The organism is Pseudomonas sp. S3_C06, from assembly GCF_054667675.1.
In genome coordinates, this window is the sequence record NZ_CP162747.1 from 2761961 (window position 1) to 2782835 (window position 20875).

Annotated in this window: 19 protein-coding genes; 3 read left to right on the forward strand and 16 right to left on the reverse strand. The window is 58.5% G+C overall.

All coding sequences use genetic code 11. The annotated features are described in order from the left end of the window. Positions 1 to 47: 47 nt before the first annotated feature. The 7 genes from AB4N44_RS12070 to rplM all read right to left on the reverse strand — a co-directional run bounded on the left by AB4N44_RS12070 (position 48) and on the right by rplM (position 4933). On the reverse strand, positions 48 to 461 hold the full coding sequence (locus AB4N44_RS12070) for a ClpXP protease specificity-enhancing factor (protein ID WP_007917024.1): 414 nt from the start codon (positions 459 to 461) through the stop codon (positions 48 to 50). A 16-nt stretch (positions 462 to 477) separates the two neighbouring features. Continuing rightward, positions 478 to 1095 (reverse strand): glutathione S-transferase N-terminal domain-containing protein, encoded by a 618-nt coding sequence (locus AB4N44_RS12075; protein WP_007917025.1) that lies wholly within the window; start codon positions 1093 to 1095, stop codon positions 478 to 480. 146 nt (positions 1096 to 1241) lie between these two features. Further along, a complete protein-coding gene (locus AB4N44_RS12080; protein WP_008080280.1) occupies positions 1242 to 2024 on the reverse strand; it encodes a cytochrome c1 in 783 nt (260 codons plus the stop codon). Then, the gene (locus AB4N44_RS12085; protein ID WP_038361054.1) at positions 2024 to 3235 is read right to left on the reverse strand and encodes a cytochrome b; all 1212 of its coding nucleotides are present in this window, start codon (positions 3233 to 3235) and stop codon (positions 2024 to 2026) included. Before AB4N44_RS12085 ends, AB4N44_RS12080 begins: the two co-directional genes overlap by 1 nt. Further along, entirely contained in the window at positions 3235 to 3828 is a 594-nt protein-coding gene (petA, locus tag AB4N44_RS12090; RefSeq protein WP_127929717.1) for a ubiquinol-cytochrome c reductase iron-sulfur subunit, read from the reverse strand. The genes AB4N44_RS12085 and petA overlap by 1 nt, the downstream gene beginning before the upstream one ends. A gap of 269 nt (positions 3829 to 4097) precedes the next feature. Further along, entirely contained in the window at positions 4098 to 4490 is a 393-nt protein-coding gene (gene rpsI, locus AB4N44_RS12095; protein WP_008080273.1) for a 30S ribosomal protein S9, read from the reverse strand. Positions 4491 to 4504: 14 nt separating this feature from the next. After that, the gene (gene rplM, locus AB4N44_RS12100) at positions 4505 to 4933 is read right to left on the reverse strand and encodes a 50S ribosomal protein L13 (RefSeq protein WP_007917032.1); all 429 of its coding nucleotides are present in this window, start codon (positions 4931 to 4933) and stop codon (positions 4505 to 4507) included. Positions 4934 to 5178: 245 nt separating this feature from the next. On the opposite strand from rplM, the gene AB4N44_RS12105 reads away from it, so the two are divergent. After that, positions 5179 to 6219, forward strand: a complete 1041-nt coding sequence (locus AB4N44_RS12105; protein WP_127929718.1) for an NADP(H)-dependent aldo-keto reductase — start codon at positions 5179 to 5181, stop codon at positions 6217 to 6219. A gap of 156 nt (positions 6220 to 6375) precedes the next feature. On the opposite strand, the gene AB4N44_RS12110 is transcribed toward AB4N44_RS12105, so the two are convergent. Then, on the reverse strand, positions 6376 to 7512 hold the full coding sequence (locus AB4N44_RS12110) for an acyl-CoA dehydrogenase family protein (protein WP_007917034.1): 1137 nt from the start codon (positions 7510 to 7512) through the stop codon (positions 6376 to 6378). 250 nt (positions 7513 to 7762) lie between these two features. Between AB4N44_RS12110 and AB4N44_RS12115 the strand changes: the two genes are divergently transcribed. Further along, a complete protein-coding gene (locus tag AB4N44_RS12115; RefSeq protein WP_174245138.1) occupies positions 7763 to 8659 on the forward strand; it encodes a GlxA family transcriptional regulator in 897 nt (298 codons plus the stop codon). A gap of 184 nt (positions 8660 to 8843) precedes the next feature. Here AB4N44_RS12115 and zapE read toward each other — a convergent pair whose 3' ends face one another. The 3 genes from zapE to AB4N44_RS12130 form a co-directional block, all read right to left on the reverse strand. Further along, positions 8844 to 9938, reverse strand: coding sequence for a cell division protein ZapE (gene zapE / locus AB4N44_RS12120; protein WP_127929720.1), 1095 nt, complete (start codon positions 9936 to 9938; stop codon positions 8844 to 8846). A gap of 90 nt (positions 9939 to 10028) precedes the next feature. After that, positions 10029 to 11384: a tryptophan--tRNA ligase gene (locus AB4N44_RS12125; protein WP_460108819.1), complete on the reverse strand. Its 1356-nt coding sequence runs from the start codon at positions 11382 to 11384 to the stop codon at positions 10029 to 10031. A 24-nt stretch (positions 11385 to 11408) separates the two neighbouring features. Then, complete coding sequence (locus AB4N44_RS12130; protein ID WP_160042580.1) at positions 11409 to 12038, reverse strand: alpha/beta hydrolase; 630 nt, start codon at positions 12036 to 12038, stop codon at positions 11409 to 11411. Positions 12039 to 12182: 144 nt separating this feature from the next. Here AB4N44_RS12130 and AB4N44_RS12135 point away from each other — a divergent pair, with 144 nt between their 5' ends. Further along, entirely contained in the window at positions 12183 to 12617 is a 435-nt protein-coding gene (locus AB4N44_RS12135) for a Z-ring associated ZapG family protein (RefSeq protein WP_007917055.1), read from the forward strand. Positions 12618 to 12840: 223 nt separating this feature from the next. Here AB4N44_RS12135 and AB4N44_RS12140 read toward each other — a convergent pair whose 3' ends face one another. The 5 genes from AB4N44_RS12140 to AB4N44_RS12160 form a co-directional block, all read right to left on the reverse strand. Beyond that, positions 12841 to 13578 carry an OmpA family protein gene (locus tag AB4N44_RS12140; protein ID WP_127929722.1) on the reverse strand — a complete coding sequence of 246 codons (738 nt, stop codon included), beginning with the start codon at positions 13576 to 13578 and terminating at the stop codon, positions 12841 to 12843. A gap of 118 nt (positions 13579 to 13696) precedes the next feature. Then, positions 13697 to 14341: an MBL fold metallo-hydrolase gene (locus AB4N44_RS12145; RefSeq protein ID WP_127929723.1), complete on the reverse strand. Its 645-nt coding sequence runs from the start codon at positions 14339 to 14341 to the stop codon at positions 13697 to 13699. A gap of 51 nt (positions 14342 to 14392) precedes the next feature. Next, positions 14393 to 17128, reverse strand: a complete 2736-nt coding sequence (locus tag AB4N44_RS12150; RefSeq protein WP_160041776.1) for a LuxR C-terminal-related transcriptional regulator — start codon at positions 17126 to 17128, stop codon at positions 14393 to 14395. Between the two features lie 187 nt (positions 17129 to 17315). After that, complete coding sequence (locus AB4N44_RS12155; protein WP_095050635.1) at positions 17316 to 18680, reverse strand: DUF1329 domain-containing protein; 1365 nt, start codon at positions 18678 to 18680, stop codon at positions 17316 to 17318. A 27-nt stretch (positions 18681 to 18707) separates the two neighbouring features. After that, entirely contained in the window at positions 18708 to 20597 is a 1890-nt protein-coding gene (locus tag AB4N44_RS12160; protein ID WP_150750482.1) for a DUF1302 domain-containing protein, read from the reverse strand. Between the last annotated feature and the right edge of the window lie 278 nt (positions 20598 to 20875).

Genomic DNA, 20875 nt, shown 5'->3' on the forward strand with positions numbered 1-20875 from the left:
CGAAACGCGCACACAAAAAAGGCGATCCATCCGGATCGCCTTTTTTATTACTTCACCACTTTCAAACTAGGCCGGCCGCTAGGGCGCGGCGGTTCGCTGTCCGGTGGCGGCAAGTCGTCATCCGACTCGATCTCTTCTTCGTCATCCATCGGCGACTCGAGATCGAACACCATGCCTTGACCGTTCTCCCGGGCGTAGATCCCCAGGATCGCGCTGATCGGTACGTACAAGCTGTGCGGGACACCACCGAAGCGACCTTCGAAGGTCACCACGTCGTTGTCCATGTGCAGATGACGCACGGCACTCGGAGAAATGTTCAGGACAATCTGCCCGTCACTGGCGAAACCCTGCGGCACTTGCACTGCCGGGTACTCGGAATTGACCAGCATGTGCGGGGTGCAATCGTTATCAACAATCCACTCATAGAGCGCGCGGACCAGATAAGGTCGACTGGAGTTCATAGCGGCTCCTTAAGCCTTAGCGCATATCGCGTTCGACACCAGACAGACTCGCCTGGAAAGCCTCACGCGCAAACGAGCGCTCCATATAATCAAGCAGCGGCTTGGCTGGCCGCGGCAGTTCAATACCCAGAATCGGCAAACGCCAGAGTATTGGCAATAGGCAGCAATCCACCAGACTTTGTTCCTCACTGAGGAAAAACGGCTTGTCGGCAAACAGCGGCGACACGCCCGTCAGGCTTTCACGCAATTCCTTGCGCGCCACGACACGCGCAGCCTCCTTGGACTTGGGATCCAGAATCAGATCCACCAGACCACACCAGTCGCGCTGAATGCGGTGAATCAGCAAACGGCTGTTGGCACGCGCCACCGGGTAAACCGGCATCAACGGCGGGTGCGGGTAACGCTCATCCAGATATTCCATCACCACGGTCGACTCCCACAACGCCAGGTCACGATCGACCAGCGTCGGCAGACTGCCGTAAGGGTTTACCTCAATCAGTTTAGGCGGCTGGCGACCAGCTTCCACATAAATGATCTCGGCGCTGACACCCTTCTCTGCAAGCACAATGCGCACTCGGTGGGAATAGTGGTCGGCGGGGTCGGAGTAACAGGCCAACCGATTGGTCACGCCCATGGCGATCCTCCTCGCTTGTTGAATTTGTCGGAACCGGAAAAACGCGCGCGCCCAGAGGGCGCCTCCCACAACACCTGGCGAGCCAGATCTTGCGTTACCGGAGGCGCCCTTGGGCGCGCGCGATTAACAGCAATGCTTGAAGCGTATCAGTGCACGTCTTTCCAGTATTCACGCTTGAGCAGGTAGGCGAACACAAAGAAGAACGCCAGGTACAGCAAGACGTAAGTACCGATGCGCTGATGTTGCAGCTTAACCGGGTTAGCCGAGTAAGCCAGGAAGGTTACCAGATTCTTGACCTTCTCATCGAACTGCTCTTCGTTCAGAGCACCGGATTTCGGCACGATGGTCAGTTGATCGCACGCTTCATGGGTCAGAGGCGTACCGGTCAGCGGATCATATTGCTTCTTGCCGTCTTCGACGATCTGCACCTGTTTGCAACCCACGACCTGACGACCTTGCAGGCCGACCAGCACGTTAGGCATGCCGACGTTCGGGAAGACCTTGTTGTTCACACCCCATGGGCGTGCCGGATCTTCGTAGAACGACTTGAGGTAACCGTAGAGCCAGTCGGTGCCACGCACGCGAGCAACCAGGGTCAGATCCGGTGGTGCCGCGCCGAACCAGGTCTTGGCGTCCGCCGGCTGCATGCCGATGGTCATGTGATCACCGATCTTGGCACCGGTGAACACCAGCTTCTCCAGCATCAGTTCGTGCGGCACACCGAGGTCATCGGCGACGCGCTCATAACGCTGGAACTTGGCACTGTGGCAGCCCATGCAATAGTTGGCAAAGGTGCGCGCACCGTCCTGCAGGGCAGCTTTGTCGGAGACATCGATGTCGACTTTTTCCAGCTCCGGACCACCGTGTTCAGCAGCGAACGACAAGACAGGCAACGCAGCAAAAATCAGAGCAAAAAATAACTTTTTCATCAGCCAGTCACCCTTTCCGGAACCGGTTTGGTCTTCTCGAGCCGGGTGTAGAACGGCATCAGAATGAAGTAGGCGAAGTACAGGAAGGTGCAGACCTGCGACAACAGGGTTCGCCCCGGGGTCGGCGCAAGCACACCGAGAATACCCAGAATCACGAACGAAATGCAGAACACCACCAGCCAGATTTTGCTCATCCAGCCTTTATAGCGCATCGATTTCACCGGACTGCGATCAAGCCACGGCAGCACGAACAACACCGCAATCGCCGCCCCCATGGCGATAACGCCCATGAGCTTGTCCGGGATCGCACGCAAGATGGCGTAGAACGGTGTGAAGTACCAAACCGGCGCGATATGCTCTGGTGTCTTGAACGGGTTGGCTTGCTCGAAGTTTGGTTTTTCGAGGAAGTAGCCGCCCATTTCCGGGAAGAAGAACACAATGAAGCAGAAGATAAACAGGAACACTACAACGCCGACAATGTCTTTCACGGTGTAGTACGGGTGGAAGGCAATGCCGTCCAGCGGGATGCCGTTTTCGTCTTTGTGCTTCTTGATGTCGACGCCGTCAGGGTTGTTCGAACCGACTTCGTGCAGCGCCAGAATGTGCAGCACCACCAGACCGAGAATCACGATCGGCAGCGCGACAACGTGCAAGGCGAAGAAGCGGTTCAGGGTGATCCCGGAGATCAGGTAGTCACCACGAATCCACTGGGTCAGGTCGTTGCCGATGACCGGAATCGCACCGAACAGCGAGATGATCACCTGGGCCCCCCAGTAAGACATCTGACCCCACGGCAGCAGATAACCCATGAACGCTTCGGCCATCAGCGCCAGATAAATCAGCATGCCGAAGACCCAGACCAGCTCGCGCGGTTTCTGGTACGAACCGTAGAGCAAGCCACGGAACATGTGCAGATAAACCACGATGAAGAACGCCGAAGCGCCAGTCGAGTGCAGCAGACGCAAGATCGAGCCGTACTCGACGTCGCGCATGATGTACTCGACGGAAGCGAAGGCTTCTTCCGCCGACGGCGTGTAACTCATCGTCAGCCAGACACCGGTGACGATCTGATTGACCAGAACCAGCAGCGCCAGAGAGCCGAAGAAATAGAAGAAGTTGAAGTTTTTTGGAGCGTAATACTTGCTGAGATGGTCTTCCCACATTTTTGTCGCAGGAAAGCGCGCATCAACCCAATCCATGAACTTGCTCATCACGCTTTCTCCGGATCAGTACCAATGATGATCAGGTCATCGGTCTCATAGGAATGCGGCGGAACTGGCAGGTTCAAAGGCGCAGGTTGCGACTTGTAGACGCGGCCAGCCAGATCGTAATGGGAGCCGTGGCAAGGGCAGAAATAGCCACCGACCCAGTCTTTGCCCAGATCCGCAGGTGCCACTTCGGGACGGAAAGTTGGTGAGCAACCCAGGTGTGTGCAGATCCCGATCAGCAGCAGAATTTCCGGCTTGATCGAACGCACTTCAGGGTCGACATAGGTAGGTTGCGTGGAGTTTTTGGAGGTTGGATCGGAGAGCTGGCCCTCGATCTTTTTGAGATTCCCCAGGATTTCCTCGGTACGGCGGACAATGAACACCGGCTGGCCGCGCCACTCAGCAATCATCTGCTGTCCTGGCTCGATTTTGCTGACATTCACTTTCACCGGTGCACCGGCGGCTTTCGCCTTGGCACTGGGAAACCATGACCCCACGAACGGGACCGCAGCCCCCACCGCTCCTGCAGCACCCACCACGGATGTGGCTGCTACCAAGAAGCGACGCCGGCCTGCATTCACGCCGTCATTGCTCATTCAGTCCTCTCCCATCAGCTTTTGTGGCCTGTTAAATCAGGCATCTACTAAATAAATCAATGTTACTTATAAAAATTTTGCCGAATGGTAATGAAAAGCCCCAATTCTGACAAGGGAATTACCCGGAGCTCTTACCCTCAAGCCTTGCAGTATAGGGGGTCTACGGAAGTGGCAAGTTGTCGCAGCGCAATTCTTTGATAAATCACAGGCATAAAAAAACGCCCGCTTCCGTGAGGAGGCGGGCGTTCTTTTTGAACGCGGAAGCGGAATTAACGCTTCGAGTACTGCGGACGCTTACGCGCTTTACGCAGACCAACTTTCTTACGTTCAACTTCACGGGCGTCGCGAGTAACGAAGCCAGCTTTGCGCAGAGCGCCACGCAGGGTTTCGTCGTAGTCCATCAGAGCGCGAGTGATGCCGTGGCGGATTGCGCCAGCTTGACCACTTACACCACCACCGATCACGGTGACGTAGATGTCGAACTTCTCGACAGTCTCAGTCAGCTCCAGCGGCTGGCGAACTACCATGCGGGCAGTTTCACGGCCGAAGAAGTTTTCCAGCGAACGGTTGTTGATGGAGATGTTACCAGTACCCGGACGCAGGAAAACGCGTGCGGTTGCGGTCTTGCGACGGCCAGTGCCGTAATTTTGAGTCGCCGACATAATGTACTATTCCGTTAAAACTTCAGTTCTTGGGGCTGCTGAGCAGTATGTGGGTGTGCAGCGCCCGCATAGACTTTCAGCTTACGGTACATGTCGCGACCCAGTGGGTTTTTAGGCAGCATGCCTTTAACCGCGGTCTCGATCACGCGCTCAGGGGCTTTAGCGATCAGCTTTTCAAAGTTGATCGACTTGATGCCGCCCGGGAAACCGGAGTGGGAGTAGTACATTTTGTCAGTGGTTTTAGCACCGGTAACACGAATCTGCTCAGCGTTGATTACGACGATGTAGTCGCCGGTGTCAACGTGAGGAGTGTACTCAGGCTTGTGCTTGCCACGCAGACGGCTCGCGATTTCGGTGGCCAGACGACCCAGGGTCTGACCAGCAGCGTCGACGACAAACCAGTCGCGCTTTACTGTTTCCGGTTTAGCAGTAAAAGTTTTCATTCTTTATAGCCTCAGGGGCCGCCCTGTAAATTAGACGGCGGATCTTACTGAATAGTGCGTACTTTGACAAGTCAAAGGCAGCCGGATACAGACGCTTTCGGGGGCTCGGGTCGGCGCGTCCGTTCAACGGCAAGATTCTTCGGCGGCGGCGCATCACTTCCACTGCAGAAAGAGGTCGGCAATTATGCAGATTGCGAAAAATATTTCAACCTGCTTTTATGATTGTTTTGCCCAAGGAGCACCCGATGGACTATCGCCAGCTAGGCCGTACCGACCTGAACGTGAGTGCAATCTGCCTCGGCACCATGACCTGGGGCGAGCAAAACACTGAAGCTGAAGCCTTCGCCCAGATCGAACGGGCCAAGGAAGCCGGGATCAATTTCATCGACACCGCCGAGATGTACCCGGTGCCGCCAAAAGCCGAAACCTACGCTACCACCGAGCGCTACATCGGCAATTACTTCAAAAGTCGCGGCGACCGCGCCGACTGGATCCTCGCCAGCAAGATCGCCGGCCCCGGCAACACCATCGACTACATCCGCGACAAAAACCTGCGCCACAACCGCCAGCACATCACCGCAGCGGTGGATGCCAGCCTCGAGCGCCTGCGGACCGACTACATCGATCTATACCAATTGCACTGGCCGGAACGCAGCACCAACTTTTTCGGACAGCTGGGCTACAAGCACAAGATCGAAGCGAACCTGACCCCACTGGAAGATACCCTCGAAGCGCTCGACGAACAGGTGAAGGCCGGCAAGATCCGCCACATCGGTCTGTCCAACGAAACGCCGTGGGGCACCATGCGTTTTCTCGCCTTGGCCGAAGCCCGTGGCTGGCCGCGCGCGGTGTCGATCCAGAACCCGTACAACCTGCTTAACCGCAGTTTTGAAGTGGGTCTGGCGGAAATCGCCATCCGCGAACAATGCGGCCTGCTGGCCTATTCGCCGCTGGCGTTTGGTTTCCTGTCGGGTAAATACGAAGGTGGCGCGCGTCCGCCGAAAGGTCGTCTGAGTCTCTACAGTCGCTTCAGCCGCTATTTCAATGCGCAGTCGGAAGCAGCATGCAGCCGCTATGTGGCGCTGGCCCGTGAACACGGTCTGGATCCAGCGCAAATGGCGTTGGCGTTCGTGACGCAGCAGCCGTTTGTCACCAGCAATATCATTGGTGCGACCACGCTTGAACAACTGGACAGCAACATTGCCAGCTTCGATCTGAAGCTCTCGGATGAAGTGCTGGAAGGGATCGAGGCGATTCACAAGGATCACCCGAACCCAGCGCCTTGATTGAACGCTAAAAGCTTCGCGAGCAGGCTCGCTCCCACAGGTACGGTGATCCCCTGTGGGAGCGAGCCTGCTCGCGAAGAGGCCGATCAGATCACCACCAAAGCGGAACGCGGAGCGTCCCCGGCGGCATTCCCACGCAGAGCGTGGGAACGATCATCAAAGCGACCGCGCAATGATCTCCTTCATGATTTCATTGGTACCGGCGTAAATCCGCTGCACCCGCGCATCCGCCCACGCCCGGGCCACCGGGTATTCCCACATGAAGCCGTAGCCGCCATGCAATTGCACGCATTCGTCGAGCACCTTGCATTGCAGGTCGGTGCCCCAATACTTGGCCATCGCCGCTGTCGGCACATCCAGCTTGCCTTGCAGGTGCAACTCCAGACACTTGTCGACGAACACTCGGCCGATCTGGATTTCCGTGGCCATCTCGGCCAGCTTGAAGCGCGTGTTCTGGAAGTCGGCAATCGCCTTGCCGAACGCTTTGCGATCACGGGTGTAATCGAGCGTCCACTGCAACGCTGCTTCGGCTGAGGCGAGGCCACCGATCGCCACGGTCAGACGCTCCTGCGGCAACTCCTGCATCAGATAAGCAAACCCTGCCCCAGCCTGCCCGAGCAGGTTTTCCTTGGGCACGCGCACATCCTGGAAGAACAACTCGGAGGTGTCCTGCGCCTTCATGCCGACCTTCTCCAGGCGCTTGCCCTTGTCGAAGCCCGGCGTATTCGCTTCCACCAGAAACAGGCTGGTGCCCTTGGCGCCGGCCTTTGGATCGGTCTTGGCGACCACGATCACCAGGTCCGCGAGAAAGCCGTTGGTGATAAAGGTTTTCGAACCGTTGATCACATACTCGTCACCGTCCAGCACGGCGGTGGTCTTCACGCCTTGCAGGTCGGAACCGGCACCCGGCTCGGTCATGGCGATGGCCGTGACCATCTCGCCCGAAACCAGTTTCGGCAGGTATTTGTGCTTCAGCGCTTCGCTGCCGTAATGCAGGATGTACGGCGCGACAATGTCCGAGTGCAGCGAAAAGCCGATCCCGGTCAAACCCAATCTACCGACCTCTTCGATCACCACGGCACTGTAGAGAAAATCTGCCCCCAGCCCGCCGTACTCTTCCGGCAGGTGCGAGCAGAGCATTCCCGCCTCGCCTGCCTTGTTCCAGAGTTTGCGGTCGATATAGCCTTGTTTCTCCCATTGCGCATGAAACGGCACGGCCTCTTTTTCGAGGAAGGTTCGTACGCTGTCGCGAAACAATTCGTGCTCGGAGCTGAACAAGGTTCTGGGGATCATGCGGCACCTTTCTTTCTTGTTGGAGGGAGATGACCTTCAGAGACTAAGCCTCCCCTCCGACACAGGACACTGGACACATCCGACAAAAAATAAGACGATCCAGCCGTCTGGTGACCACTTTCCCTTATAAAAACAAAACAAAAGTTGAATTATGTCCAAGCAAGTCTCCACGCCCTTGCGGCGCGTCAGCATCCTGGCAATCGACCGGGTTTTCGCTTCCACTCTCATGCAAGCCAAGGATTTCTTCCATCTGGCCAGCCTGCGTTATGGCAAACAACTGGGCCACGGCCTGACTCCGGCGTTCGAAACACGCCTGGTCAGCCCCGACGGCAAACCGGTGAACAGCTTCAGTGACGTCGTGATGCCGGTCGACGGCGGCCTGGAAAACGCCGATGTCATTATCCTCCCGGCGTTCTGGGACGATTTCGACACACTGTGCGGCCGTTATCCACAAGTCCTGCCGTGGCTGCGCGAACAGCACTCACGCGGCGCCGTGTTGTGCGGCGAAGCCACCGGGGTGTTCTGGCTGGCCGAGGCCGGCCTGCTCAACGGCAAGGAAGCGACCACCTACTGGCGTTTCTTCAATGCCTTTGCCGAGCGTTTTCCGAAGGTCTATCTGAATCAGGACAAGCACCTGACCGATGCCGACAACTTGTATTGCGCCGGCGGCACCACGTCAGCCTGCGACCTTTACATCTACTTGATCGAACGCTTCTGCGGAGCCAACGTCGCGCAAGCCGTGGCCCGCGACATCCTTTACGAAGTGCAGCGCAGCTATTCGCCGGGACGCATCGGGTTCGGTGGGCAGAAACTGCACCAGGACGTGATCATTCTGCAGATCCAGCACTGGCTCGAAGAGCATTTCGCCGACAAGTTCCGCTTCGAAGACGTCGCTCGCGAGCATGGCATGAGCATCCGCAATTTCATGCGGCGCTTCCAGACGGCCACCGGTGACAAGCCACTGCATTACTTGCAACGCCTGCGTATCGAGACGGCGAAAGGCTTGTTGTCCGGCAGCCGCAAAAGCATCAAGACCATCAGTTATGAGGTCGGTTACGACGATGCGAGCTTCTTTGCGCGGTTGTTCCGCCAGCATACTGAATTGTCGCCGAATCAGTATCGGCAGCAGTTTCAGCAGGCTGCGTAGCCCTCTGCCCATACACAAACCCATGTAGGAGTGAGCCTGCTCGCGATTGCGTCCGTCCATGCAGCATTTATGTGACTGATCCACCGCTATCGCGAGCAGGCTCACTCCTACAGGGTATTGCGGTGAATTCTGGACATAAAAAAGGGCCTGCAGTTGCAGGCCCTTTTTTGTTTCGCGATTCTGTTTAAGGCTTGTGAGCCCGCGACAGGAATTCGTGCGATTGCATCTCCAGCAAACGGCTCAGCGTGCGCTGGAACTCGAAGTTCAGACGGCCGCCGGTGTACAGATCCTTCAGCTCGACTTCAGCGGAAATGATCAGCTTGACGTTGCGGTCGTAGAACTCGTCGACCATGTTGATGAAACGGCGGGCGATGTCGTCGGTGGTGACGCTCATCTGCTCGACACCGCTGAGCAACACAGCGTGGAAGATCTTGCCCAGTTCGATGTAGTCGTTCTGGCTACGCGGGCCGTCGCACAGTTCGCGGAAGTCGAACCAGGCCACGTCGTCGCACGTGCGCAGGGCACGGATTTCGCGATTTTCGATGATCAGCACATCGTTTTCGACTGCGGCAGTGCATTCCGGCGTCAGTGCCTTGAAGCTCTTGCGCAGGCTTTCGTGAGCGGCTTCGTCGAGCGGATAGTGGAACAGCTCCGCTTGTTCGAGGTGACGCAGACGATAGTCGACGCCGCTGTCGACGTTGACGATCTCGGTGTTCTGCTTGATCAGGGCAATGGCCGGCATGAAGCGCGCGCGTTGCAGACCGTCCTTGTACAGACCGTCCGGAACGATGTTCGAGGTCGCGACCAGGGTCACGCCGTTCTTGAACAGTTCTTCCATCAGCGTGCCGAGGATCATCGCGTCAGTGATGTCGGAGACAAAGAATTCATCGAAGCAAATCACCCGCGACTCGGTCGCGAAACGCTTGGCGATGATGGTCAGCGGGTTTTTCTCGCCGCCGAGGGTTTTCATTTCTTCGTGTACACGCTTCATGAAGCGGTGGAAGTGGGTGCGGGTCTTTTCCTTGAACGGCAGCGCTTCGAAGAAGGTGTCGACCAGGTAAGTTTTGCCGCGACCTACGCCGCCCCAGAAATACAGGCCCTTGACCGGCGTCTGATCTTTTTTGCCGAACAGTTTGCTCAGCAGACCCGGCTTGTTCTGATCGGCGGCGATCAGATCCTCGTACAGACGCTGCAAATGACGCACAGCAGTTTCCTGCGCGGCGTCATGGAAGAAGTCCGGGCGTTTCAGATCAGCTTGGTATCGTTCTAGGGGCGTCATAATTCGTTAGCAAGGCAACAAAAACGGGCCGTCACTGTAGCGACGGCCCGTGGGAATGGCAATCGGCCCTTGGTCGGACCGTGCCGCCGATTAGTCCTGAACCGGGGTCAGCGCGATGCGCAAAGCCTCGATGGCCGCGTGCCGCGCTGCAGAGTCAGCGAATGCCGGGCTGTCGCCAACGCATTCGCCTTCCAGCCACACGCTGAAACTCAGGTCTTCGCTGCGCACGTCCAGCGGTTGACCGGATTGCAGTTGCTTGGTCACCTGCCCGGCGGTTTTGCCGTCAGCGAAGTTGCGCGACAACAGCAGTTGCTCGCCATCGGCCGCCAGCAGACGGAAACGGAAGCTGCCGTCGTCTTCACGGAAGCTGACGAAACGCGCGGCTTTCGCGGCTTTCTTCTTGGTCGTCGCGGCAACCTGAACCTGATTGACGAAAGAGCGCAGGCCAACGGCTTCGCGCAGTTCATTGAGGAACGGCGTTGCCACCGCACGGGCCTTCTTGGCGCCGATCTGCAGGATGTCTTCCAGATCCGCCGGGCGCTCGATCAACTGGTGATACTTGTCGCGAGCCTCGCCGAGATCGTTGTCGAGCAACTGGAACAGACGGCTCTTCGCCTCGCCCCAACCCAGACCACCCAACAATTCGCTACGGAATTCGTCAGCCTGCGCCGGTGTGGCAAAGGCCTGGAACAGGGTGAACAGGTGCGAGTTGTCCGGATCCTTGGCTTCGCCCGGCGCTTTGGAGTCGGTGACGATCCGCGAGATCGCGTCCTTCATCTCTTTGGCGCTGGAGAACAACGGAATGGTGTTGTCGTAGCTCTTCGACATCTTGCGACCGTCGAGGCCCGGCAATGTCGCCACGCTTTCTTCGATCAACGCTTCGGGCATGGTGAAGAATTCTTTGCCCTGACCGAACAAGTGGTTGAAACGCTGGCCGATATCGCGGGCCATTTCCACGTGCTGGATCTGGTCACGACCGACCGGCACTTTGTGCGCGTTGAACATCAGGATGTCCGCGGCCATCAGCACCGGGTAGCTGTAGAGGCCCATGGTGATGCCGGCGTCCGGGTCTTCACCGGTTTCAACGTTCTTGTCCACCGAGGCCTTGTAGGCGTGCGCACGGTTGAGCAGGCCCTTGGCGGCGACGCAGGTCAGCAGCCAGGTCAGCTCAGGGATTTCCGGGATGTCGGACTGGCGGTAGAAGGTCACGCGGTCAACATCGAGGCCACCGGCCAGCCAGGTCGCGGCGATTTCCAGACGCGAGCGCTGGATGCGCAGCGGGTCATCGCATTTGATCAGGGCGTGGTAGTCGGCCAGGAAGTAGAACGAATCGGCATTGCTGTCGCGGCTGGCAAGGATCGCCGGGCGGATGGCGCCGGCGTAGTTGCCCAGGTGCGGCGTGCCGGTGGTGGTGATGCCGGTGAGGATACGGGTACGGTTCGTCATGGGTAATCGCTTGTCAGACTGCAATCAATTCGAGAGACGCGGCAGGATCAGATCCTTGAGATCGGTCAGCTTGCCATGAAAAAAGTGTCCGCATTCTGCCACTTTCAGCAGCTCATGGGGGCGCTGGAGTTTTTCCGACCAGTCGTAAACGAGTTGCGGATCGATGACTTCGTCGGTTTCCGGCTGGATCACCGTGAGTTCACCCTGCTGCGGCAGTTGATCCTGTTCGCCCAGACGCATGACTGCCGGGGCGACCATGAACAGGTGCTTGAGCTGCACGCCTTGGGCTTCGAGACGCCCGCCGAGACTTGCTGCAACAAATCCGCCGAAGGAGAAACCGAACAGGGTCAGCGGCAGATCCGGGTGTTTCTCGCGCAACCACTTGGCGGCTGCCTGGGCATCGTCGACTTCACCAGTGCCCATATCGTGCGAACCTTCGCTGGCGCCGACGCCGCGATAGTTGAAGCGCAATGTGATCAGGCCGGCGTCGCGCGCAGTGCGCTGCAGGGTCGAAACGACCTTGTTGAGCATGGTGCCGCCCTGCACCGGGTTCGGATGACAGATCAGCGCGATGCCGCGCGGCTGCTCGTTATCGAGGTACAAAGCTTCGATTTGGCCGACTGGGCCGGCAATCACTACAGGGGTTTCACGCATCAGCAAGGAAGGAACTCCGTGACCTCGAATCGGGTCGACTCGTCTAGCAAATTGTCTGTGCCAATCTATTGCGAGTGAATCGCGGTATACAGCGCAGGTTCGAGCCGTTAACGTAAAGCAAAGCCGTTTATAGAGGAAGGACTCGTGGAACACTCGCTCTTAGTTTGGTTGTTACCGACTCTTGCCCTGGTTGTGGGTGTCGCCATTGGATTCCTGATCGCGCGCGTTGCGCCGAACGCCGCGCCGAGTCGTACGCAGCGTCAACTGGATGATATCCAGGAGCGTTTCGACAGTTATCAAAACGAGGTGGTCACCCACTTCAACAGCACCGCGATGCTGGTCAAGAAGCTGACCCAGAGCTATCAGGAAGTGCAGGATCATCTCGCCGAGGGCGCCAATCGTCTGGCCCTGGACGAGCAGACACGCCAGCGCCTGATCGCCGCCCTGCACGCTGACGCGGCAGTCGCGCCACGTGAACGCCTGACGCCACCGCGCGATCAGGAGCCGCCGCGTGACTACGCACCGAAGACTCCGAACTCGCCGGGCATGCTCGATGAGCATTATGGTCTGAAGAAGTAATCAGCCTTCGCTGGTAAAAAAGCCCCCGGACAGTGATGTGTCCGGGGGCTTTTTTGTGTCTGTAATCTTCGGTGCTGGTAGCGGCCCCTTCGCGAGCAGGCTCGCTCCCACAGGGGAATGCATTTCAAATGTGGGAGCGAACCGGCTCGCGAAGGGGCCGGCACAGGCCAGACAAAAAAATGCCCGATCACAGGATCGGGCATTTCTTCAATCAGGCATTCAGTTACGGATATTGCTGAACCGTACCCGGCTGCTGTTGCTGCTGACCACCATACTGCTGACCCGGAATCGCTTTCAGGTTGACTTCAACGCGGCGGTTCTGCGCCCGGCCATTCACATCGCCATTGCTGGCGATCGGGTTATCCGGACCGGCGCCACGGGCCGACAGGTTGGCACCGCTGACACCTTGCGAGGTCAGGTAGGTCGCCACGCTCTGCGCACGACGCTGCGACAGGTCCATGTTGTGCTGGCGGCTGCCGGTGCTGTCGGTGTAGCCGACGATTTCGATCTGGTTCTGGCTGAACTCTTTCAACGAGCCCGCGAGGTTGTTCAGCGGCTGGTAGAAGCTGGAGGCGATGTTCGCCGAATCGGTGGCGAACGTGATATTGCCTGGCATGATCAGCTTGATCTGGTCGCCCTGACGCTGCACTTCAACGCCGGTGTTGGCCATGCTCGCGCGCAGTTTCTTTTCTTGCTGGTCGGCGTAGTAACCGTAACCGGCAGCGGAAGCACCCACCACTGCGGCGCCGATCAAGGCACCCTTGCCGCGGTTGTTGTGGTCGATGGCAGCACCGGCGAGCGCACCGGCCAGAGCGCCGAGGCCGCCGTATTTGGCGGTTTTGCTCATGCCTTGCGAGCCGCTGTCAGCCTGGCCTTGATTGTCATACGGGTTAGGCGAGGCGCAGCCGGACAGCAAGGCCACGGCAGTAGCGACAATAATCAAACGACGCTTGGTGAACATGGAGAGCTCCTGGTTTTTCGCATTCTGTGGTGCAGCGGCCACTGGGTTAAATGGACCTGCGCGGGCGTTGGATCATGACAATGCACAAAAATTCCGCCGGGCACTCGTGACAAAATATTTAGGCACGTACAAACGGGTTTTCGCGCATCTCGTCACCCAGACGCGTATCCGGCCCATGCCCGGTCACCACTGTCGCGTCCTCGTCCAGCGTGTACAGCCGCTGCTTGATCGAACGCACGATGGTCGCCTGATCGCCGCCCCACAAATCCGTGCGCCCTACGCCGCGACGAAACAACGTGTCGCCGGCAATCAACAGCTTAGCCTCGGAAAACCAAAAGCTCATGGAACCGGGTGTATGTCCCGGAGTATGCAGGGCCACGCCGCAACCACAGGCCAGTTCTTCATCATCGCTCAACCAGCGATCCGGTGACGGCACCGGTGTATACGGCACGCCGAACATCTGGCATTGCATTTCGAGGTTGTCCCAGAGGAATTGGTCTTCCTTGTGCAAATGCAGGGTCGCTCCGGTCTTCTCTTTCATCTGGCCGGAAGCGAGGAAGTGATCGAGATGCGCGTGGGTGTGGATGATGCTGACGACTTTCAGGCCATGCGCATCGAGACGCGCCATGATCAGGTCAGGATTGCCGCCCGGGTCGACGACGATGGCTTTCTTTGTAATCGGATCGCCGATGATGGTGCAGTTGCACTGGAGCGGGCCGACGGGGAAGGTTTCGCGGATGAGCACTGGGCTTGAAACGGTCATGGGAAATCCTGGGCAGTGGTTCGAAACGGCCGATCCGCAATTTTACCGTCGCTAGATCATTAACCCCAGCTCTTTGGCCCGCGCCACTGCCTGTGTGCGCCGCTCAACCCCCAACTTGCTGTTGATATGACTGGCGTGAGTTTTTACGGTGTGCAGGGATATGAACAACTGCTCGCTGATTTCCTGATTCGAACAGCCTTGAGCAATCAGGCGCAGAACGGCCAGCTCTCGACTGCTGAGCTGTTCGGCCACCGAGACCTCTGCGACGGGCCGGGCAGCGGGAACAGGCAGGTGTCCCAGCAATTGCTGACTGACCGCTGTCGAAAGGTTCGAAACCAATTGCCCGCGTAGCCAGTCACCGTACTTTTTCAGCAAGCTGTCAAATGGCTGCACCACGCCACCCGCTGCCGCCTCCAACGCCTGGCTCAGCGCTTTTCTGGCCTCCGGCTCACGCCCACACGCCAGCAACAGGGCCACTTTCTGCGTCAACGCCATCACGCTGAGCAACTGCCGCCCGGTCTGCTGACCGTTTTCATGCAACACGTTCAGCCGTCCTTCGGCGAGCATGGGTTGCCCTTGAATCATGTCCAGCAACGCCTGCTGCAGTTCAACATGCAACGGCAACTGTGGATGAAACTCTGGTGGTGCGGCAGCACGCTCGCCGGTGTAAGTCTGCCCAAGACGCGCCAGCCACGCCTCGGCCAGATCGGTACGGCCCTGCGCCAGCCACAGCTCGCATTTGACCAGCGTGATCATCGCCAGGTAGTAGATCGGCGGCACGTCCCAGATGTGCATCAGGCGTTCGGCTTCGGCGAGTTCGGCAAAGGCCTTGGCGAATTCGCCACTGCTGCCGTCCAGACGAGCGATGACACAATGGCCGATCAACACACTGATATCGCGGCAGGCACGCGCCTCACCAATCCCGGCCAACAAGCGCAAACGAGCGGCCTGAGGCTGCAAGCGCATCGCCAATAGAAAACCTTCGTACAACGTCAGCCGCGCACGCACCGCGTATAAGCGTTGTGGCGACAGACCGCGCAAGCGTTCCAACCCCTGATGGACTTCATCGAGTGCGCGCAGAATCTCGCCACGCGCCTGCAAAACACGCGCACGATCGTAATGCGCCAACGCTTCAAACAAAGGATTGCCGACGCGCTGCGCCAGCTCCAGGGATTCACGATTAAGGCCGCGGGCGCGCCATAGATCGCCGTCGGCAATGGCCAGATTGGACAAGGTCGATAAACACATCAGCCGTTGGCCATAGCGCTTGGCCGGCAGGCTTTCCAGGGCCTCGGTGCAATATCTGATCGTCAATTCTCGATGCCCACGCCCGCGAGCGATGATCCCGCTCAGCGCCAGCCATTGCGCGAGCATCGACTTTTGCGCGGTAGCGGAAGGCGCCGGCAGAAAGCGGCTCAAGTGGCCGGACAACTCTTCGGCGGCATCGAGCTGACACGCCAGCCCCAATGCCCAGCTGTACAGCACGATCAGCCGCGGCGTGCTGATCAGCAAGCTGTCAGGTAAATCCATTTTCCAGCGCAGCAGCATGCCGACGTTTTGTTCGGCCAGCAGCTGTTCCTCGGAAAGGTTCTGTACGAGATTTGCCGCCACATCGAGGTGACCAGCGCGCAACGCCTGCTCCACCGCCTCGTCGAGCAAGCCTTGGGCATTGAACCAGCGACACGCGCGCAGATGCAGCGTTGCGGTCGGCACCATCGCTTGCGCTATCGGCCGGCTGCGCAACAAATCGGAGAACAGATGGTGGTAGCGATACCAGTGCCCGTGCTCGTCCAGCGGTACGAGAAAGACCTGATGCGCAAGCAGAAAGCGCAGGATCTCGGCACTGTCATGGGCCTCGCGAACGGCATCGCACAACTCGCTGCAAAAGCGTTCCTGGGGAGCGGTGTCGTAAAGGAAGGATTGCACTTCGGCCGGCAGGCAATCGATGACTTCTTCGAGCAGATAATCGCGAATCAGCCCTTCCCCGCCGTTCAACGTTTGCGGCAATGCGGCATCGCTGCCGGCTTCAGACATCGCCAGCAACCAGAAACGCAAACCGGCGACCCAGCCTTCACTGCGCTGAATCAGATTTTCCAGGGCTTCACCGCGCAGAGACGTGCTGTGGCGATCAAGCAAGGTCAGGGCTTCGTCGTGGGTCAGACGCAGATCAGACTCATGCAGCTCCAGTAACTGCCGCGACAGACGCAAACGCGCCAGATGCCAGTCCGGACGCTGCCGGCTGGTGACCATCACCAGCAAGCCGTCAGGCAAATGATTGAGAAAAAACTGCAGGCACCGGTCGAGTACCGGACCTTGTGCAAGATGATAGTCGTCGAGCACCAGCAGCAACGGCTTGGCTGGATCGAGGTGCAGGGTCAACTCATCGAGCAAGCCGTCGAGCCATTCTTCGAAGGCAAACGGCTGATGACGTTGGCGCATTTTCAGCAGGCCGAGTGCACGACTGCCCAGTTGCGGAAAGTAGTCCTGCAAGCCTTCGAGCAAACGCTCAAGAAAGCGTCCGGGGTCGCTGTCGCGCGGGCTCAGGCCCAGCCAGAGGCTTTGCCAGTGCGCCGGCAGACTCTGACAGAACTCCACCGCCAGCGAGCTCTTGCCGAATCCGGCGGGGGCGCTGACCAGCAACAGGCGCCCACCGAGTCCGGCCTGCAGGCGCTCGCAAAGACGTGGTCGCAAAACGTAGCCGTCGGGCAGCGGTGGGCGAAAAAAACGCCCGTCCAGTGCCGCGACGGCAACGCTTGCGGGACCCGGAAGTGGGGACAGATCAGTCATGGCCGGCTCTTGTTCGAATTGCTGTTGGCGGCGTTGCAGATGTCCGCAGACTAGCCTTAAACGAACCGGTTATGAAGGTTGCTGCTACAAATGGCTACAAAAAGGCTACGGAAAAATCCGCAGACAAAAAAACGCCCCGAACCGGTCGGGGCGTTTTCACGAGGATGCGGCCTCGGGTTACAGCGGGTTAGCGAACGCCATCCTGACGCAGTGCGGCCGGGGTGAAATCGCTGGTGGTGGCAGTGAAGCCGAAGTCATACGCACTCTTCTCTTCGTTCTTCATGCCCAGTGCCAGGTAGCGGCCGGACTGCAGGTCGTAGAGGGTTTCCAGGGCATACCACGGCACTTGCTTGTCGTAGTAGTTCTCCGCATGGGCTTCAGCGACGCGCCACAGTTGGCCACGACCGTCATAGTGGTCGATCACTGCCGCCTGCCAGGTGTCCTCGTCGATGTAGAAGTCACGTTTGGCGTAGATGTGGCGCTGACCTTCCTTCAAGGTTGCTACCACATGCCAGACGCGGCGCAGTTCGTAACGCGCCAGGTCCTGGTTGATGTGGCCGGCCTTGATGATGTCGGCGTATTTCAGCTTCGGATCGTCGAGCTTGTAGCTGTCGGAGGCGATGTACATCTCTTTCTTGCCTTCGAGCTTCCAGTCGTAGCGATCCGGTGCACCGTTGAACATGTCGAGGTTGTCGGAGGTACGCAGACCGTCGGCGGCAGTACCCGGACCGTCATAGGACACTTGTGGTGCACGGCGCACCCGGCGCTGACCGGCGTTGTAGACCCACGCCGAACGGGGTTCCTTCACTTGGTCGAGGGTCTCGTGCACCAGCAGCACACCACCGGCCAGACGTGCCGGCGCGGTCACTTTCTGCTTGAAGTAGAACAGGATATTGCCCGGGTTCGCCGGATCGTAGTCCTTCATCTTGTCGCGGAACACGAACTGATCCTGGAAGTACACCAGGCTGTACGAGCCGTTCGGTTGCGGAGTGGCCTGAGTCACCAGACGAGTCACGCTGCCGCCGCGATAGCGGGTGATGTGGTTCCAGATGACTTCCACACCGGTTTTCGGAATCGGGAACGGTACGGCGGTATCGAAGTTTTCCAGGCCGTTGCCGCCAGACACCAGGTTGGTGGTGGTGGCGTTTTTCTTGATGGCGGCGAATACGTCATCCGGCACGGTCGCACCGCGATGGGACGGATACACCGGCATCTTGAAGGTGTCCGGGTAACGCTTGAACATCGCGTACTGCCCCGGCGCCAGTTTGTCCTTGTACTTGTCGACGTCTTTCGCAGTGATGGTGAACAGCGGTTGCTCGCTGGCGTATGGATTGGACAGGAACCCCTTGCTGTCGACCGAGCCGGCATTCTTTGGCAGCGGCTTCCACGCCGGGATCGAACCGTCGGCGTTACCGGCCATTTCAGCGCCCATCGGCGTCAGGCTCTTGCCCAGTTTGTCGGCTTCTGCAGCAGGCACCGCAGCCATGACCCCGGTCGCCAGCAGCGACAGACCCAGAACACCGGCGTGGAACAGACTCTTTGTTATTTTCATAAATTCGTTCGTCCTGAAATGCAGTGCTTAGAAGTTCACGCCGAAGCTGAGCGCAACGAAGTCGCGATCATCCACAGTGGTGTACTTGCCATCGAAGAAGTTGGTGTAAGCCAGGCTCGCGGTGTAGGTGTTCTGGTATTCGGCATCGACGCCCAGGCTGACCGCTTTGCGACCTTCCTCGAAGTTACCGCCAGGGCCAGGGGAGTAACCGCTGACGTCGTGGGACCAGGCCACGTTCGGCTTCAGGTTCACACCGGCGAAGACGTCGTTGTATTCCCAGATGGCGCGACCGCGGTAGCCCCACGACACTGAGGTGGTGAAGCCGTCGTTGTCGCAATTGCGGCTGCGGTTGTTCTGCGGCGATCCTGCCCCTGCACCGTTGATGGTGCTGGCATTGAGGATATTGGCGCAGGTGTTGGTGGTGCCAGTGGCTGGCAACTCGCCCGGACCGTAGACCGGATCGCGGCCATAACGCATGTCGGAACGGCTTTCCAGGCCACCAACGTAAGTCGCGCCGACTTCACCGACCAAAGTCAGACGACTGGCGCCCATGACCTGATCGAAGAAGTGCGTGAACGTTGTCTGGATCTGGGTGATTTCCTTGCGCTCGTAACCGTGCAGATCCTGACCCGGCACACCATTGAGCAGCGAAGCGTTGGTCAGTGCGCCGCCGAGCGGACGTACACCGGCGAACAGGATGTCGGTGGAGTTCAGTTGTACCGGCGCGTTCGGACGATAGCTGATCTCACCGCTCCACGCCGTACCGGTAGGCAGAGTGGTGGAGAAGCTCAGACCGTAGAGGCGAATGTCTTCAGGGTATTCAATGAAGTAGTTCGAGTTGCCCGCGACCAGCAGTGGTGCGAGCGCCGCAAAAGGCCCTGGCAGCGCGCGTGCAGTGTTGTAGACCGATTGTGGCGCACCGGTGGCGCTGAAGATCGGCGCGCGGCTGTGGTAGTTCATGAAGTAGGCGCCGAACTCGGTGTCGAGCGGTTCGTACATGTACTTGAAGGATGCGCCCCACTGACCGCTGTCGCGGGCATCGCGATCCGGGCCACGACGAACCAGCACACCTTCCTCGTTGACGTTGACGCCGTTGGCGGCCAATGGGCCAAGGGCCACGGCCGGGATTTGCGAACGTTTGTTCAACACGCGCAGGTTGTCGTTGCAACCGTCAGCAACAATGTCCGGCTGCGAGAAGAACGTGCCGCAGTTGTCGACGACGGTCTGGTCCCATTCCAGTTGATAGAACGCTTCGGCCGAAAGGTTTTCGGTCAGGCTCTGGGACACGTAGAACATGTTCACCGGAATCAGGCCTTCCTTGATCTCGGCACCGGGACGGCGGAACGCGGAGACGTCGATCGGGTTGATCGAGTTGATGCCGCCGCCGATGAAGGTACTTTCACCCCAGCTCACAACCTGCTTGCCCAGACGCACGGAGCCCGGCTGATCGGCAATCGCATAGTTGTGGTAGACGAAGGCGTCGAGAATCTGCCCGCCGGACGACTTGGCGCCCTCTTTACGGTTGCTGTCGCTGATGTCTTTGAACTGGCGGCTCTCGTCCTTCAGTTCGAAGTCGTACCAGTATTTGCCACGGACGAATACGCCGGTGTCGCCGTACTTCAGCTCAAGGTCATGAATACCCTTGAAGATCTTCGAGAAGGTTTCACCGCTTTTGAAGTTGGCGTGACCGTCATCGGACGTTTGCGACAGACCGTGGCCGCCGTTGTTGACGCCGATGAGGTTCTTGTTCGGGCTCTGAGTAGACCAACTGGCACCGATCGACAAGGACGAGTCGAACTGGCCTTCGATTTCACCGACGTTGAAACTGACGCCGAATGCGGGCCCGGCGAGCGAGGAGGCAAGACTGACTGCCAGAGGCAGTTTCGCCCGGCGCCAGAACTGGTTTACTGAGGTCATCGACGCTACTCCATGTGCATTATTGTTATGGCAGTGAGTACTTTTAAAAACGCTGTGGAAGACCGGGTGCCAGGGCTGCCCGAATTCACTCCAAAGTTGCTCGCCCCAATCAGTGCGTGTGCTCCGTTCTTAAAAATCCTTGAGCGGACTATAGCCAGCAGGTGGTACTGCTTGATCCCTCTAAAGTGTGATTTGCAGCTGCCGGCCACTCTGGAACAGTCCTTTCGCCAGTCCGACACATGTCGGCACGGCAAGGATGGCTGATTTTTTCGATTTCA